Genomic DNA, 16,160 nt, shown 5'->3' on the forward strand with positions numbered 1-16,160 from the left:
CTGTGTCCCTCGACACCCTGAAGTCCGCCATACCGGACTACGCCAAGGACCTGAAGCTCAATCTCGGCTCGGTCATCGGCAACAACGACAAGCTCACACAGCAGCAGCTGTGGGGGACGGTCCTCGCCACCGCGATCGCCTCGCGCAGTGCCCTCGCACTGCGTGAGCTGGAGCCGGAGGCCAAGGCCAACCTCTCGCCGGAGGCGTACACCGCCGCCAAGTCGGCCGCCGCGGTCATGGCGATGAACAACGTCTTCTACCGGACCCGGCATCTGCTCTCCGACCCGGAGTACGGAACGCTGCGCGCCGGTCTGCGGATGAACGTCATCGGCAACCCTGGCGTGGAGAAGGTCGACTTCGAGCTGTGGTCGCTCGCCGTCTCCGCCGTCAACGGCTGTGGACAGTGCCTCGACTCGCACGAGCAGGTACTCCGCAAGGCCGGGCTGGACCGCGAGACGATCCAGGAGGCGTTCAAGATCGCCGCCGTCGTCCAGGCGGTCGGCGCGACCCTCGACGCCGAGGCCGCGCTCGCCGGCTGACCACCGCCGTCCGAGCGGCGTCCGGTTCGCCGGCCGCGGCAGTGCGGAAGGGCCCGTACGGCAGTTGCCGTACGGGCCCTTTCGCGTACCCCTCAGGACGACAGCAGCCTGCCCGCCGCCAGTACCGACGCCACGGTCCCGCCCACCACGACGCCCGAGGCGGCGATCAGCGGAATCCTCAGTGCCCAGGCGCGCAGGCCCGGTGAGCGGGAGAACCGGTCGAGCAGCGCGTCCCGGCCGCGCAGGACCACGAGACCGACGGCGGTCAGCGTCAGCGCCATCCCCGCGCCGAAGGCCGCCACCATGGCGAGGGCGATGACGACCTTGCCGGTCAGCAGTCCGGTCAGCAGGACGAGAAAGGCCGACGGCGACGGCAGCAGTCCGCCCGACGCGCCGAGGACCAGCAGCCCGCGCCAGGTCAGCAGTGACTGGGCGTCGGGGATGTGGTGGGTGTGGCCGTGGTCGCCGTGGGTGTGCCCGTGGTCGTGGTCGTGTGTGTGACCGCGGGCGCCTTGCTGCCGGGGGCCGGCTGTGTCCTGGTCGTGGCCGGTCCCGTTGTGGTCGTGGCCATGGCCGGCATGGTCGTGATCCGGTACGTCGGCGGCTCCGGCCCCCGCCCGCGCGGGAGCGTGCGCGCCGGCCGGGGCAGCGGTACGGACCAGGGCCCGGGCGGCGGGAGCGGGGTCGCCCCGGTGGCCGTGCCCATGACCGTGATCGTGGCCGTGCCCATGACCGTCACCATGATGATGACCGTGACCGTGCGCTGTCCGCTGCTTCAGATGTCTGCGCAGCAGGCTCACCCCGACCCCCGCCACCACCAGCGCGGCCAGCAGTTGCAGCCACCCCGTCAGCGCCTCGATATCGGGAGCGCCGGTCGCGGCCAGCCACCAGCCCACCGCGAGGACGGCGACCGAGAACGTATGCATCACGGCCACGATCCCGCCCAGCCACACCGCGTCCCGTGGACGGCCCCGGCCGCCCACCAGATATCCGGCGGCCAGCGACTTGCCGTGGCCGGGGGCGCAGGCGTGCAGCGCCCCCACCGCCGCCGAGATCAGCAGCGCCACCGGAAGGGCGGCCTCATGGTCGAGCAGGGCGGTCAGATCGGTGGTCCAGGCCCAGGCCCCGCCGTCCGTACCGCCGGTCGCCGAATCCGGCGCCGGTCCCAGGTCCAGCGTCCGGGTCGGCTCCCCCGCCGTGTGCAGTCCCCCGCCGCCCGTGTCCGTCACGGACAGCGTGCGGTAGGCGGAGTTGATGTCCGTGAGCGCGGTGACCGTCAGTTCGATCCGGTCCACGGGCTCCGGGCAGCCGAACCGCAGCTCCAGCCGCTGCGCGCGGTCCACCGGGCAGGGCCGGCCGTCCTGGGTCACGACGACATGGGTGCGCAGATAGTCCGCCGGCTGCTTCTTCAGCACGGCGACGTCGTCCGCCTGCGCGGACCAGACCGCGTCGACGGTGGTGCCGTCGGCCTCGATCCGTACGACGGGGGGTGTACCGAAGGGGTGCGCCGGCTGCGCCTGCGCCGCCCCCGCGCTGCCGGACAGCAGCGCGGAGACGGCGGTCAGGACGAGCAGCACCCCGGCTCGCAGTGATCGCACGGTGGTGCCGCCCCTCAGTACCGGCGGGCGGCCAGCGAGTGGACCGTGCCGTCGTCCGTGAGGGCGAAGACGCGGTCACCGCTGATGGAGAGCGCCGAGGCGACGCCCGCACCGAGGTCGTAGGACGCGACCTGCTTCCCGGTGGCGCGGTTGAGGACGAGCAGCCGTCCGTCCCAGGTGCCCACGTAGACATGGGACCCGGTCACGAGCGGGTGCATGGTCGGCGAGCCGTCGCCCGCCGTCGAGCAGCCGGAGGCCACCCGCCACTTGTCGTCCAGCGGGCTCTCACCGGGGAGGTAGCCCGCCTTGGTCTCCCACAGGGGCTTCGCCGGGTCGGACGCGGCGGTGTCGTACGCGCGCACGACCCCGTCACGGCCGGCGACATAAGCGACCGAGCCCCAGGTGGCCGGGCTGGTGAGCGGGGCGCGCCCCGGCTCGCAGACGCTGCCGCCGCCGATCTTGGACTCCCAGGTCACCGCGCCGGTCCTCGGGTCGTGGCCGCGCGTGCCCCAGGTGGTGTGGGTGACGAGCTGCGCCGGACCGGAGGCCGGGTCGGTGAGCGCGGGCGAGGAGTGGCTGTCGATGTCGCCCGCCGTGTCCTTCACCCACAGCTGCTTGCAGGTCGCGAGGTCCATGGCGAGGACGGTGTTGCTGGACGAGGAGTGCAGATAGGCGGTGTTGGAGCCGGGCTCCCGGATCGCCGTGCTGTGGGTCTGGCCCCACGAGGCCGCGGCGCCGAAGCCGCCGGGCAGCAGGGCACCGGTGGCGCCGTCACGGCAGCGGATCGTGTTCCAGTCCTGGTAGACCGCGACCTTGCGCCGGTCGGAACCGGAACCGGAGCCGGAACCAGTGCCCGAACCGGAAGCGGAGTCGGCGGCCACGTCGAAGACGCTGACCGGACCGCCCGCACGGCCGTAGCGGCGGACGGTGTCGCCCGCCTTGTTCTCACGGTCGATGGTCTCCCACACGACCTCGCCGGTCCGGACGTCGAGCGCGTACACCCGGCCGACGCCGGTGGTCAGATAGACCTTGCCGCCGTTCACGGTGGGCACGGACTCGGCGTCGCCGTCGAGGTAGGTGCGCCACAGCTCCCGCCCGGACGCGATGTCGTAGGCGAGCATCATGCTGTACGGCGAGTCGAAGGCGCGGGACGAGACGATGAGCCTGCCGTCCTGGACGACGGAGCCGTTCAGATTGAACTGCTCACCGGTGTGCCGGGTCCACTTCAGGTCGAGCGTGGCGCCCGGGTCGTCGGCGCTCGCGGAGCGGCCTGCCTCGTCGCCGCCCTGGCGCAGCCAGTCCTGACCGTCGCGCACGTTCTCCAGGTCCTTGTCGGGCACGACACGGAAGGTGGACCTCTGGCGCGGGAACTCCTTGCCGCGGGTGTCGAGGACGCGTACCTCGGCGCTGTACGTGCCGGGGCGCAGCCCCTTCAGCTCGCCGCCGGCGCGGGTCCAGGCGCCGCGCGCCTCGGGGCAGGGCTCGGCCTCGCCGCCGGGCGCGGTGTAGCAGTTCTCCCGGCCAGGCCTGGCCGCGTTCTTGCCGAAGGTGACCTTCTCGGTCTTGACGACCTTGTTGCGCCAGTCCTTGACGGTGACGGTCGCCTTCTCGGGCGTACGGCCGTCGTCCTCCGCGTAGACCTCGACGGGGACCCGGGCCTTGGCGCCGTGGACGCTGCCCTTCGCGGGGCTGACGAGGGCGGAGTCGTCGTCGACCTCGAACTGCCGGTGGATGCCGGACACATGCCCGGTGTCCTCGTTCTCGCGGGTCTTCGGGTCGTCGGTGATCCCGCTGAAGTCGAGGACCTTGTAGTCGGGGCGGGCGCCGTCGATGCCGTAGGTGCCCTGGTTGTTGACCTCGACGGACCGCTTGAACGCGCCGCGCCGGAACTCGGACTGCTGGTTGTGGCCCGCGGCCACCATCCGTACGTCGTACTTGGCGAGTTCGTCGACCGTGGGCTGCATGCCCGCGCCGGGGCCCCACTGGGTGAACAGGGAACGGTGCGCGAAGACGAAGACCTGCTTGCCGACGGCGTTGCGCGCGAGGTCGCGCTTCAGCCACTCCAGCTGGGGCTTGAGCCCGCTGGCGTCGTAGTTGTCCTCCAGGACGACGATGTGGCGGCCGTTGCGGTCGAAGCTGTACCACTCGGGGCCGAGATTGCGCCGCCAGTACTCCATGCTGCCGGCGTACCCTGTCGACCCGGCGACGGCGGTGCCGCCGAAGTCGTGGTTGCCGATCACCGGGTAGAAGGGGTGGCCGAGCCGACCCTCCTCCAGACCCTTGCGGAGGATGTCGTAACCGCCCTGGCGGCGCGGTTCGGCGGCGTAGTCGGTGACGGTGAGATCGCCGGTCGAGATCTGCATGGTCGCGCCGTCGACCTCGGACATGGCCTCGACCTGTCCGGTCCAGCGAGGCAGGGCGCGCTTGCCCTCGGCGTCGTCGCGGTTGCCGACCTCGGTGTCCGAGCTCATGACCCACTTCTCGGTGGGGTTCTTGGCGTTGCGGTCGGGCACGAGCGCGAAGTCGACGCCGGTGGCGCCGGACTCGGGGACCTTCTGGAAGAAGGCCGGGACGTAGTCCTCGCGCAGCACGGGTGTGTACCCGTCCGGGGAGACCATGTGGACGAGATCGGTCTCGCGCCGCTTGGGGTCGATGTCCATGGCGTACGAGCCGTCGGAGCGGGTGGTGGCCCAGACGGCGCCGTCGGTCACATCGACACCGGGCATGGGGCGCTCGCCCTTGTCCCGTTCGCCGTTGCCGTTGGAGTCCTTGAAGACCGTGCCCTTGACCGTGACGGTGGCCGCATCCGGGCCGTCGGCGGCGAAGGCGGCCTGGGGCGCCAGTGAGGCGAGGGCCACGGCGCCGACGGTGGCGAACCGGAAGCGGCGCGCACCGCGGCCGCCTGCGCGCATCCCGCGGACGAGGGCGGGCAGCCGCCAGGCGGCGAGGACCAGTGCGGCTCCGGCGACGGTGACGAGCCCGACGGTCAGCCAGGGGAACGCGGGCAGCGCGTGTACGCCCCGGACGTCGACGAGCGGGGTGGCGGCCGTGGCGTCGACGGTGGTGCCGTCGAACTCGGTGACGACCTGGGTCAGTCCGCCCTCGGCGAGCAGCACGGACAGATCGAGGGAGTCGACCTGGCAGCTCCAGGCCAGTTCGACGACGACACCGCCGGGGATGCCCCCGTTGTCGCCGGGGACGCCCGCTCCGGTGGCCGGGCAGCCGGCGGAGAGCAGTCCGGCGGCCCAGGCACCGGCCTGGGCGGGGGACGCGACGTCCTGATGGACGACGAGACGGCCACTGGTGACCGTCTCACCGGTGGTGACGATGAGTTCGGCGTGCTCGCGCGTCACATGCGCCGCCGCCGGCTGGGCGCCGATGCCCAGCATGAGGAACAGCAGGCCGAGACAGAGCCCGGCCGCCGTATTTATGCGTTTCATACGACCGGACGTTAAACAGGCACAGCTTGTTTCCAGCCAAGATCGAATCGTTCTTCACCGGCAGGACCGGAACTGTTCAATCCGGAAACCGGGATGTCATGTCGAGGGCAGCCGCACGGCTCGTGCCCACGTCAGCGCGTACGCGGTCATCCGTACGGCGACCGCGGCGGGGAAAGGCCGCAGGGCGGGCGTCCGGCCGGAACCACCCGTACGCGAACGCCCGCGCCGGACCCGCCCGTACCGGCCCCGCCACCGCGAAAACCGGGGCGCGGGGCATGGGCGAGGAGGAGGCCGGTCGCCCCGGATCCCGGCTCGGCGGCCCCGCGGGGCCGGAACCACCGGCGGGAAAACACAGGATGGTGACCGGGGGCATCACCCGGTGGCGAACCGGCGTGGTGAACCCGCGGTGGTGAACCCGTGGCCGGGATCCCTCAGCTTCGGAGCTTCTCCATCAGCGCCCGCATGTCCTCGATGGCATGGGGCCTCGCCTCCGCCGTCTTCGCCTTCGCCGTCTCGCCGTCCATGTCACCGCCGGGTTCGAAGCTCATGGTGAGGACGGCCTGACCGTCCAGGACGTGCAGCGTGGGTACGACGTGGTTGAGGGCCAGATAGGCCCGCTCCCCCAGGCCGTCGATTTTCGTCAGCGTGGAGTCCCCGCCCCCGTACATGTTCTCCGAGGCGGCGTTCGCGGTGAACTCCGGGCCGGGGTCGGTCTTCTTGTGCAGCGTGTACCGGACGAACACGCCCGCTCCGAAGTCCTCTTGTGACCCGGTGGCGGACCGCTCGAAGCCGAACGAGCAGACCGCCCGGTCCAGGGACGGGTCCTCGTGGACATCCGGGTGTGATGTCTCGATCGTGCCGTAGACCGCGCGCAGCGACTTCAGTTCCGCGTCCAGGCAGAGGTTGCGGCTGGTGCGGTAACCGCCGGTGTCGGGGTCGTGGTTCCCGTACTCCTCGTACGCGTACAGCCCGCCCGCCCACAGGGCCGAGGCCGCCACCGCTCCCCCGAGCGCCCACAGCCACGCCCGCAGCGGCGGGCGCTCACGGGGCGGTTCCTCCTCGTCGTCCCGGAACAGCGGCTCCGGATCGGGCTCATCGGGGCCCCCGGGGGCGCGCTGGCCGGGGAGGTCGGGCCGGAACGCCGAACGCGGCGGCGGCTGGTCGCCGTCCCCGACGAGTTCCGGCTCGGAGATCACGGTTCCTCCCGCACGGTCCGGAGGGGTGCCGCGGCGGGGCCGGGGGGCGCCGCCGGAGAGGAGCCGACCGCCGTCGCGCCATGGGGCGGCGGTGTGTCGCGCAGCCTCTGTTCCTTGCCGTAGGCCCGGAGATATCCGACGACGGTGTTGGTGACCGCCACCAGCGGAACCGCCACCACCGCGCCGCCGATCCCGGCGGTGAGACCGCCCGCGGCGACCGCGAGGACCACGGCGAGCGGATGGACGCGGACCGCGCGCCCGAGGATGAAGGGCTGGAGGACATGGCCCTCGATCTGCTGTACGGCGAGCACCACGACCAGCACCATCAGCGCGGTGAACGGCCCCTGGGTGACCAGGGCGACGACCACCGCGAGCGCGCCGGAGATGACCGCGCCGACCAGCGGGATGAAGGCGAAGAGGAAGATGAAGACGGCGAGGGGCACGGCCATCGGGACATCGAGGAAGTAGATGCCGAGGCCGATGAAGATCGCGTCGATCAGGGCCACTATCACCGTGCCGCGCACATAGGCGGTCAGGGTGCGCCAGGCGCGCGGCCCCGCCCCGGCGACCCCGTCGCGCGCCTGCGCCGGAACGAGTTTGAGGACCCACTGCCAGATGCGCTTCCCGTCGTACAGCAGGAAGAGCGTGGAAAACATCGCGAGCAGTATCCCGGTGAGGACCTCCACCATCACGGTCACGCCCTGGAGACCCGCGGAGGTGATCTCCTCGGTGTTGGTGCCGATGGTGTCGCTGAGGTTCTTGGCGATGTCGTTGATCTGACTCTCGGTCACATGGAACGGGCTGTCCAGCGCCCAGCGCTTCAGCTCCTCGATACCGTCCCTGACCCGGTCGGAGAGATTGTCGAGGTTCTCCATGACCTGCCAGACCACGAACCAGCCGACCAGTCCCATGACGACGAATCCGGCGATGGCCGTGACCGCGGTGGCGAGCCCGCGCGGCATGCCGAGGCGCCGGAGGCGGGCCACGGTGGGCTGGAGCAGCGCGGTGATCAGCAGTGCGGAGGCGAAGGCGAGGACCACCAGCCGCACTTCGCTGATGACCCGGGTCAGCACCCAGAGCGTGCCCGCGAGGACGAGCAGCCGCCAGCCCGCCTCGGCCGCGACCCGCATGCCCCAGGGAATCGCGGAAACGGGGTCGGGACGTGCGGCGACGGCGGGGGCGTACGAGGGCGGCGGGGGGACGCTCTCCGCGCGGCCGGCCCCGGCGGCCCGCCCGGCATGGGCGCCGGCGGCCGCGGGCTCGGCGCGCGGTCCGGAGCCGGGATCAGGATCCAGGACGGTCCCGGAGCCGGTTCCAGTGCCGGTACGGGGTCCTGGGCCGGTGCCGTCTGCTTCGGTACGAGATCCGGGATCAGTGCCGTCGGCTGCGGTACGAGGTCCGGGATCAGTGCCGTCGGATCCGGTACGGCCGGCTCCGGTGGCCGCGGGCCCGGACTCGGGCCCGGAGCCGGTGGCGCGCCGGCGGCCCTCCTCACGCGGGCCGTCGCCGTCCGTGTCGTCGCCCGTGGTCTCGTCCCGGCGCTCCTCCAGGCGCTCGGACATACGTGTGAGCCCGGCGCCCAGCACCGCGAGCCACCCCGGCAGTCTCGACATGACGCGTCCTCTTCCCCCCATGATTCCCCCCGGGACCCCGGGACCGACGACGGTACAACACACGACGGAGCCCCTCACCGTATGGACGGTGAGGGGCTCCGTGAAGTTGAGCGGCGGCCTTTTCCGGTACGTGATACCGGGGGCGGCGGGGCGGTGGGCCCGGCCTAGTACCAGCGGTTGGCCTGCCAGAACGACCAGGCGCCACAAGGGCTGTCGTACCGGCTGTTCATGTAGTTGAGACCCCACTTGATCTGGGTCGCCGGGTTGGTCCGCCAGTCGGCGCCCGCCGACGACATCTTCGTGCCCGGCAGCGCCTGGACGAGTCCGTAGGCGCCGGAGGACGGGTTCTGGGCCGTGTAGCGCCAGCCCGACTCCCGCTCCACGATATTGCTGAAGCACTGGAACTGATCGGCGGGGATCATCTGCCGGGCCATGCTCTTGACCTCGGCGATGGAGTACGACCCCTTCGCGGTGAAGCTGGAGGCGTCCCGTACGGCGTCGCGGTTGGCGCGCTCCTTCTTGGCCTTCTCCTCGCGCTCCTTCTTGGCCTTCGCGTCGGCGGCCTGCTTCTTCTCCCCGGCGGTCTTGGCCGCCTGGATCCGGGCCGCTTCCTCGACCGACTTCTGGGCCGTCGATTCGGCGGCCGCGGCCTGTGCGCCGGCCTGCTCGGCCAGTGAGAGGGACTGCACCTGGGCCATCTGGCCCAGCGGTATGTCCGCGAGGAGGGTCGCGTCGGCAGCGGCTGCCTCGAGGTTGTCACCCGAGGACTGGGGGTTGCCCGAGGCAACGCCCACCACGGCTCCGACGGTGGTGACCGCGGTGGCGGACGCCACGGCGAATCCCCGGACCGAGATCCGGCTCACACGGTTTCCTTCCAGCATCACCCGCACAGGTGACCCCGCGGGCGAATCGTGCCCCTGGCGCTGGCCTCCCACTGCATGGGGTCACAGGAGGCGCGGGCCCGTGGCCGGCATCCCTCACGGGAGCGGGCCGATACAGCTCGCGGGCGGCAACACGACGGCAGGTTTTGAGTTGTGGGTGGTGCGCTGCACCACGGGTGGTGCGTATGTGTCGTGTGCGGGGCCTGACGGAAGCAAGACTTTGCCGGACCGGGACGCCGCAAGGCAATTCTTCGTTGAGTGTGAAAGCTCACACGTAGTTTGCTCCATGGTTTTCATGGAATGAGCCGCACAACAGGACGCCGCCCCGCTAGAGTCGTGCGCTTCGCCGGGGCGGCGGTACCTGTTTCCCGTGTTTCCTCGTGTTTTTCCGCGTTTTCCCGTGCTTCTCGTGCAAACGGCCCAGAACTATCAGATCTGGCCGTCCTCCAGCATTTCGGTCACCAGCGCGGCGATCTGCGAGCGCTCGGAGCGGGTGAGGGTGACATGCGCGAACAGCGGATGCCCCTTCAGCTTCTCAACGACGGCGACCACTCCGTCGTACCGGCCGACACGGAGATTGTCCCGCTGCGCCACATCGTGGGTCAGGACGACCCGGGAACTGGCCCCGATCCGGGACAGCACCGTCAGCAGGACATTGCGCTCCAGCGACTGCGCCTCGTCGACGATGACGAACGCGTCGTGCAGCGAGCGGCCCCGGATATGGGTGAGCGGCAGGACTTCGAGCATGCCGCGCCCGAGGACCTCCTCGATCACATCGCGGCCCGCGACCGCCGAGAGGGTGTCGAAGACGGCCTGCGCCCAGGGGCTCATCTTCTCGGCCTCGGTGCCCGGCAGATAGCCCAGCTCCTGCCCGCCCACCGCGTACAGCGGACGGAAGACCATCACCTTCTGGTGCTGCCGGCGCTCCAGGACCGCTTCCAGTCCGGCGCACAGCGCCAGTGCCGACTTGCCGGTGCCGGCCCGGCCGCCCAGCGAGACGATCCCGACCTCCTGGTCCAGCAGCAGATCGAGGGCGATCCGCTGCTCGGCGCTGCGGCCGTGGATGCCGAACGCCTCGCGGTCGCCGCGCACCAGCCGTACGTTGCCCTCGGCCGTGATCCTCCCGAGCGCCTTGCCCCGCTCGGACTGGAGGACCAGCCCCGTATGCACGGGCAGCTCGGCGGCCTCGGGGACGAACAGGGTCTCCTCGCTGTAGAGGAGGTCCACCTGTTCGGCCGAGAGCGGCAGATCGGCCATCCCGGTCCAGCCGGAGTCGGTGATGGCCAGTTCCGCGCGGTACTCCTCGGCCAGCAGACCGACGGAGGACGCCTTGATCCGCAGGGGCAGGTCCTTGGAGACGACGGTGACGTCGTACCCCTCGGCCTGGAGGTTTCTCGCCACCGCCAGGATCCGTGAGTCGTTGTCCCCCAGCCGGAAGCCGGCGGGCAGGACACCGGGGTCGGAGTGGTTGAGCTCGACCCGGAGGCTGCCGCCCAGGTCGCCCAGGGGGATGGGTGCGTCGAGGCGTCCGTACCGGATGCGGAAGTCGTCCAGCAGGCGCAGCGCCTGGCGGGCGAAGTAACCCAGTTCCGGATGGTGCCTCTTGGCCTCCAGCTCCGTGATGACCACGATCGGGAGCACCACTTCGTGCTCGTCGAAACGGGTCGGGGCGTTCGGGTCGGCCAGCAGGACGCTGGTGTCGAGAACGTAAGTGCGCCTGTCGGACATCCGGCGCTTAGTGCTGCTGTTCACCACGGAAGGACGTACCCCCTCGGAAGAGGTCGACGGTGCGATGCCGTCGCGGGCCAGGGCCCCCGCCGAGGACGGGCGGGGAATCCTCCCCGCCCGAGGCGGGAGGGGAGCCGGGCTTCGGGCCGCAGTGCACGGGCCGAGCACCGGCCCTCCTCGCGGTCCGCACCACAGGTGCGATCCTTCGTGTGCAAAGGGCCTCCCGGGTGGACGGTGGGACCGCCCACTGAGATACGACGTTCGTCGATCGGACGTCGACCTGCAAGGGATATTCCCTCGAACACCCTCCGCCATGCCATGTCACAGGACGACGGATGGATGAACAGAGGGTGATGTCCTGTGGTGGAGGCCCCCGCGCCGCCCGTTCGGCCCCGTCCCGGAGCGCCCTCGGGACGCCTCGCCGCGGCCCGTTGGGGCGCACGTCCCAAAAGCTCCCCGCGCCTTGGGACCCTTGCGGGAACCGGGCTCCGCGGCCCCGTCCGGGAGCCGGTTCTCAGCCGCCGTAGCGCCGGTGGCGGGCCGCGTAGTCGCGCAGCGCGCGCAGGAAGTCGACCTTGCGGAATGCGGGCCAGAAAACTTCGCAGAAGTAGTACTCGGAGTGGGCGCTCTGCCAGAGCATGAAACCGGACAGCCGCTGCTCGCCGCTGGTGCGGATGACGAGGTCGGGGTCGGGCTGGCCGCGCGTGTAAAGGTGTTCGGAGATGTGTTCGACATCCACGGTCTCGGCCAGCTCCTCGAAGCTGGTGCCCCTGTCCGCGTGCTCCAGCAGCAGGGAGCGGACCGCGTCGGCGATCTCCTGGCGGCCCCCGTAGCCGACGGCGACGTTCACGAGTATGCCGTCGCGTACGCCGTGGGTCGCCTGTTCGGCCTCCTTGAGGACGGACTGGGTGCGGGCGGGCAGCAGATCGAGCGTGCCGACGTGGTGGACGCGCCAGCGGCCGTCCGCCGCGAGGTCGCGGACCGCGTTCTCGATGATGCCGAGGAGGGGGATCAGCTCCCCCTCGGGACGGTCCAGGTTGTCGGTGGACAGCAGCCAGAGGGTGACCACCTCGACATCCGTCTCGGCGCACCAGCCGAGCAGTTCCTGGATCTTGCTCGCACCGGCTTTGTGACCCTGCTCGGTCGTACCGCCCGACGCCTTGGCCCAGCGGCGGTTGCCGTCGAGGATGACTCCGATGTGCTTCGGCACCTGGGAGTGGTCGAGTCGGCCTTCCACCCGGCGTGCGTAGAGCCTGTACACCAGGTCACGCAAGTTCACAAGAGTCCACCTCTCGGTTTATATCGGGCTCACCCGCCCCGGTCCGGGGCTCATCGGACCGTGGGTTCGGGGACCCGGCGCACTTCCGGGCCCGTACGGGTGACGCGGCCGGCCCCGGCCCCCGCCCCGTGCGGGGCACTGCTCTGCGGGCCGTGCGGCGATCCCCTGAAGCCGCCACAGTACTGCGGACGAGCCACGGCGACCCAACCCGGTCTGTCACAAGTCCGTGATAAGGAGAGACGCGTGACTGATTCCCCTTCTTTTCTGCCCTCCGAGGACCGTTACGAGTCGATGGAGTACCGGCGCAGCGGCCGTTCGGGTCTCAGACTCCCGACGGTCTCGCTCGGCCTCTGGCACAACTTCGGCGACGACCGCACCCTCGATTCGCAGCGCGCGATCCTGCGCCGCGCCTTCGACCTGGGGGTCACCCACTTCGATCTGGCGAACAACTACGGACCGCCGCCCGGGTCGGCGGAGCTGAACTTCGGGAAGATCTTCGCCCAGGACTTCGCCCGCCACCGTGACGAGCTGGTCGTCTCCACCAAGGCGGGCCATCTGATGCACCCCGGGCCGTACGGGGAGTGGGGTTCCCGGAAGTATCTGCTGTCCTCGCTGGACGCGTCGCTGCGCCGGACGGGGCTGGAGTACGTCGACATCTTCTACTCCCAGTGCGGCTAGAAGCCGCACGATCAAGGGCCTGCCTGGAAGGAGATAAGGGCAGGCCGGTCCTGTGACCAACGGGCCGTCCCCCGCTCGGCATGCGTCGGGAGTAATCCCTTCGTGTGAAGCCCGAGTCTCGTGATCAAAGGCTGATGCGTCCACTGCATCGGTACGGATCCGGGGGAAGTTCGGACGGGTGAACGAAAGTGAATCGTCGCTGAGGTCTCGTAAAGAACGAGCCGCCCTAGTGGATAGTAACCGGGCGGAAAAGGAGCACAGGGTGAGAATCCCTGACACGATCCGCCAAGCTGGCTGAGAAAGCGCGGATAGGTCACCGTGGCTCCCGGGATAGAGACGGCACCCACCCCGAACGCGACTTGATCGTGTGGAACTAGACAACCCCGTAGAGGTCCCCCAACAGGGGGTAGGCCGGAGGTAACGAAGGCACAGACCCTCTGCGGGCGCAGGATGGTCCGAGAAGCGAATGCCACTGGGGCGAAAGTCCAGGGGAAAGGCTGGATACAGGGGCTCCACCCTCCAGCTATAACCCGGTGGATACCGGCCGCATGGCCGGACCCGAAAGGGGGCCCACGCGGACCAGGTTCGTCCTTGAAGCACCAATAAACCAATGCCGACTTAACGACGGTGCACGTTAGACAGGGAGGACAGATGGACGAGAACGTGGGACGGAAGTCCTTCTGGAACGAAACCGGCGACGACGCCGAGGCCTGGCACAGCATTGACTGGAACCGGGTGGACGCGGACGTACGAAGGCTGAGGCAGAGGATCTTCAAGGCTGCTCAGGAATACGACATGCCGAAGGTCAGAAACCTCCAGAAGCTCATGCTGAGGTCAACGGCGAACATTCTGCTGAGTGTCCGCCGGGTGACACAGGTGAGTCGGGGGAGAAAGACGGCCGGCGTGGACGGTGACACGGCGCTCACCCCGCAGGAAAGGGGCCTCCTCGCGAGGCACCTGATCGCGGAGAAGAACGTGAAGCCGTCACCGGTGAAGCGTGTGTACATCCCGAAGGCCAATGGCAAGACCAGGCCGCTGGGCATCCCGGTCATCCGAGACCGGGTGCAGCAGGCCAGGGTCAAAAACGCCTTGGAGCCGGAGTGGGAGGCGCGGTTCGAGGCGCGGAGCTACGGCTTCCGCCCAGGACGGGGCTGCCACGACGCGATGGCGGCGATCTACCAGATCGTCGGCAAGAAGCAGGCTCACAGGGTGTGGGTGCTGGACGCCGACCTATCGGCAGCGTTCGACCGCATCAGCCACGAGCATCTGATGACATCCATCGGAAAATTCCCCGGCAGGGAATTGATCCGGGGATGGCTGAAGGCGGGGGTAATGGAGAAAGGAAGGTTCGCGCCCACCACGGAGGGAACTCCACAAGGTGGCGTGATCAGTCCGCTTCTCCTGAACATCGCCCTCCACGGGATGGAAAAGGCGGCAGGAGTGGTCTACCGGAAGAAGGGCGCCCACAGGGCGGTCAGGGAAGACTCACCTGCGCTGGTGAGATACGCCGACGACTTCGTGGTCATGTGTCACACGGAGGAGCAGGCGTATGAGTCGAAGCGACGACTGGCGGAATGGTTCAAACCGAGGGGGGTTGCCTTCAATGAGGAAAAGACGCGAGTCGTACACCTCACCGAAGGCTTTGACTTCCTGGGGGGCAACGTCCGACGGTACAGCAACGGGATCACTCTCATCAGGCCGAGCAAGGACGCCATGAAGAGAGCTGCGGCACGTATCAGGGAAATCGTCCGGGAGAACCGGGGAAGCGAGACCAAGCGTCTGATTGGTCACGTGAACTCGTTCATCCGGGGATGGACCGCGTACTACCGGCCGTGGAGCTCGAAGGATGCCTTCAACCACCTCGACTGGATTCTGTTCAACCAGCTTTGGCAGTGGGCGAACAGGAACCACCGCAGGAAGGGAAGGCTCTGGATCGCCAACCATTACTGGAAGAAGCGGATTCCGGGAAGCCGGAACCGCTGGATCTTCGGGGACGACACGGGGTTCATCACACCGGCCGCCCGAACGAAGATCATCCGTCACGTCCCCGTCATGGATTCGTACTCGAAGGATGACCCGGCGCTGACGCAGTACTGGAAGGACAGGACCAGCAAGCGGAGCAAGCTGGAGACAGAGAGCAAGTTCCTCCAGTCTCTGGCCGCGAAGCAAAAGGGTCTCTGCCCGGAATGCGGTCTGGATCTCGTAGAAGGCGCGGAGTTCGAACCGGACAACGTCCATGACTGGATTGCCTGGTTCGATGCCCGCCGCAGGGCCCTGAACGTGCACCACAAGATCTACCGGGTGCACGGTGGGACGAACGACTACAAGAATCTGGTGCTTCTGCACACGCACTGCCACCACCAGCGCCATGCCCAGGAGGGCAGGGCGAAGAGCAGCCCACAGGACGTGCTTGAGCCGGGTGCGGTGAAAGCCGCACGCCCGGTTCTGAGGGGGCTGGGGGTTCAGCAATGACCCCCAGCTACCCGACCCGCTTCGACCCGGACACCCCTCTTGAGGAGACGATGGGCGCGCTGGCGTCGGCCGTGCGGCAGGGGAAGGCGCTGTACGCCGGTGTGTCCTCTTACAACGCCGAGCGGACGGCGGAGGCGGCTCGGCTGCTGCGGGAGATGGGGGTGCCGGCGCTCATCCACCAGCCCTCGTACTCGATGATCAACCGCTGGGTCGAGGACGACGGTCTGCTGGATGTCCTGGAGACCGCCGGCATGGGCTGCATCGCCTTCGTGCCGCTGGCCCAGGGGCTGCTGACCGGCAAGTACCTCAACGGCATCCCGGAGGGCTCACGGGCCACCCAGGGCAAGTCGCTGGACCCGGCTCTGCTGTCGGGCGAGGTCGTCCGCCGGCTGAACGGGCTGAACGACATCGCCGCCCGCCGGGGGCAGTCGCTGGCGCAGCTGGCGCTGTGCTGGGTGCTGCGGGATCCGCGGATGACCTCGGCGCTGATCGGCGCGTCGAGTGTGGGGCAGCTGGAGGAGAACGTCGCCGCGCTGACGGGCCCGGGGCTGACCGCGGAGGAGCTGACGGAGATCGACGCGTTCGCCGTGGACACCGAGGGCACGGACATCTGGGGCGCGCGGAGCTGAGGGCGTGGCCGGGGGCGTAACGCGGGGCGGGCATGGCCCGGGGGTGTGCTCGCGCGTGTGCCCCCGGGCCCGCGTAACGCGGGGCGGGCGTGGATGGGGCCGCGTGC

Annotated in this window: 9 protein-coding genes and 2 pseudogenes; 4 read left to right on the top strand and 7 right to left on the bottom strand. The window is 69.6% G+C overall.

What is annotated here, in order from left to right; all coding sequences use genetic code 11:
- Window positions 1-2: 2 nt before the first annotated feature.
- Window positions 3-539: an alkyl hydroperoxide reductase gene (locus ACIBCM_RS19970; RefSeq protein ID WP_399244945.1), complete on the top strand. Its 537-nt coding sequence runs from the start codon at window positions 3-5 to the stop codon at window positions 537-539.
- Window positions 540-631: 92 nt separating this feature from the next.
- On the opposite strand, the gene ACIBCM_RS19975 is transcribed toward ACIBCM_RS19970, so the two are convergent.
- The 7 genes from ACIBCM_RS19975 to ACIBCM_RS20005 all read right to left on the bottom strand — a co-directional run bounded on the left by ACIBCM_RS19975 (window position 632) and on the right by ACIBCM_RS20005 (window position 12,274).
- The gene (locus tag ACIBCM_RS19975; protein WP_399244947.1) at window positions 632-2,137 is read right to left on the bottom strand and encodes a hypothetical protein; all 1,506 of its coding nucleotides are present in this window, start codon (window positions 2,135-2,137) and stop codon (window positions 632-634) included.
- Window positions 2,138-2,151: 14 nt separating this feature from the next.
- Entirely contained in the window at window positions 2,152-5,577 is a 3,426-nt protein-coding gene (locus ACIBCM_RS19980; protein WP_399244949.1) for a PQQ-binding-like beta-propeller repeat protein, read from the bottom strand.
- A gap of 431 nt (window positions 5,578-6,008) precedes the next feature.
- Complete coding sequence (locus ACIBCM_RS19985; RefSeq protein WP_399244950.1) at window positions 6,009-6,773, bottom strand: hypothetical protein; 765 nt, start codon at window positions 6,771-6,773, stop codon at window positions 6,009-6,011.
- On the bottom strand, window positions 6,770-8,386 hold the full coding sequence (locus ACIBCM_RS19990; RefSeq protein WP_399244952.1) for an AI-2E family transporter: 1,617 nt from the start codon (window positions 8,384-8,386) through the stop codon (window positions 6,770-6,772). Before ACIBCM_RS19990 ends, ACIBCM_RS19985 begins: the two co-directional genes overlap by 4 nt.
- 164 nt (window positions 8,387-8,550) lie before the next feature.
- Window positions 8,551-9,249: a transglycosylase SLT domain-containing protein gene (locus ACIBCM_RS19995; protein ID WP_399244954.1), complete on the bottom strand. Its 699-nt coding sequence runs from the start codon at window positions 9,247-9,249 to the stop codon at window positions 8,551-8,553.
- A 447-nt stretch (window positions 9,250-9,696) separates the two neighbouring features.
- Window positions 9,697-11,019, bottom strand: coding sequence for a PhoH family protein (locus ACIBCM_RS20000; RefSeq protein WP_399244956.1), 1,323 nt, complete (start codon window positions 11,017-11,019; stop codon window positions 9,697-9,699).
- Between the two features lie 490 nt (window positions 11,020-11,509).
- Window positions 11,510-12,274, bottom strand: coding sequence for an isoprenyl transferase (locus ACIBCM_RS20005; RefSeq protein ID WP_399244958.1), 765 nt, complete (start codon window positions 12,272-12,274; stop codon window positions 11,510-11,512).
- A gap of 291 nt (window positions 12,275-12,565) precedes the next feature.
- Between ACIBCM_RS20005 and ACIBCM_RS20010 the strand changes: the two are divergent.
- The 3 genes and pseudogenes from ACIBCM_RS20010 to ACIBCM_RS20020 form a co-directional block, all read left to right on the top strand.
- Window positions 12,566-12,940: pseudogene (locus ACIBCM_RS20010) on the top strand (aldo/keto reductase); the annotation flags it as partial.
- Between the two features lie 663 nt (window positions 12,941-13,603).
- Complete coding sequence (gene ltrA / locus ACIBCM_RS20015) at window positions 13,604-15,424, top strand: group II intron reverse transcriptase/maturase (RefSeq protein WP_399244960.1); 1,821 nt, start codon at window positions 13,604-13,606, stop codon at window positions 15,422-15,424.
- A gap of 8 nt (window positions 15,425-15,432) precedes the next feature.
- Window positions 15,433-16,053, top strand: a pseudogene (locus ACIBCM_RS20020) (aldo/keto reductase); the annotation flags it as partial.
- Window positions 16,054-16,160 lie beyond the last annotated feature (107 nt).

The sequence above is a fragment of the Streptomyces sp. NPDC051018 genome, assembly GCF_044456085.1.
Classification (GTDB): Bacteria; Actinomycetota; Actinomycetes; order Streptomycetales; family Streptomycetaceae; genus Streptomyces.

Excerpts from the sequence above, each read along its gene's own strand:
- ACIBCM_RS19980 (WP_399244949.1), bottom strand. The coding sequence starts at position 5,577 with ATGAAACGCATAAATACGGCGGCCGGGCTCTGTCTCGGCCTGCTGTTC.
- ACIBCM_RS19990 (WP_399244952.1), bottom strand. The coding sequence starts at position 8,386 with ATGTCGAGACTGCCGGGGTGGCTCGCGGTGCTGGGCGCCGGGCTCACA.
- ltrA (WP_399244960.1), top strand. The coding sequence starts at position 13,604 with ATGGACGAGAACGTGGGACGGAAGTCCTTCTGGAACGAAACCGGCGAC.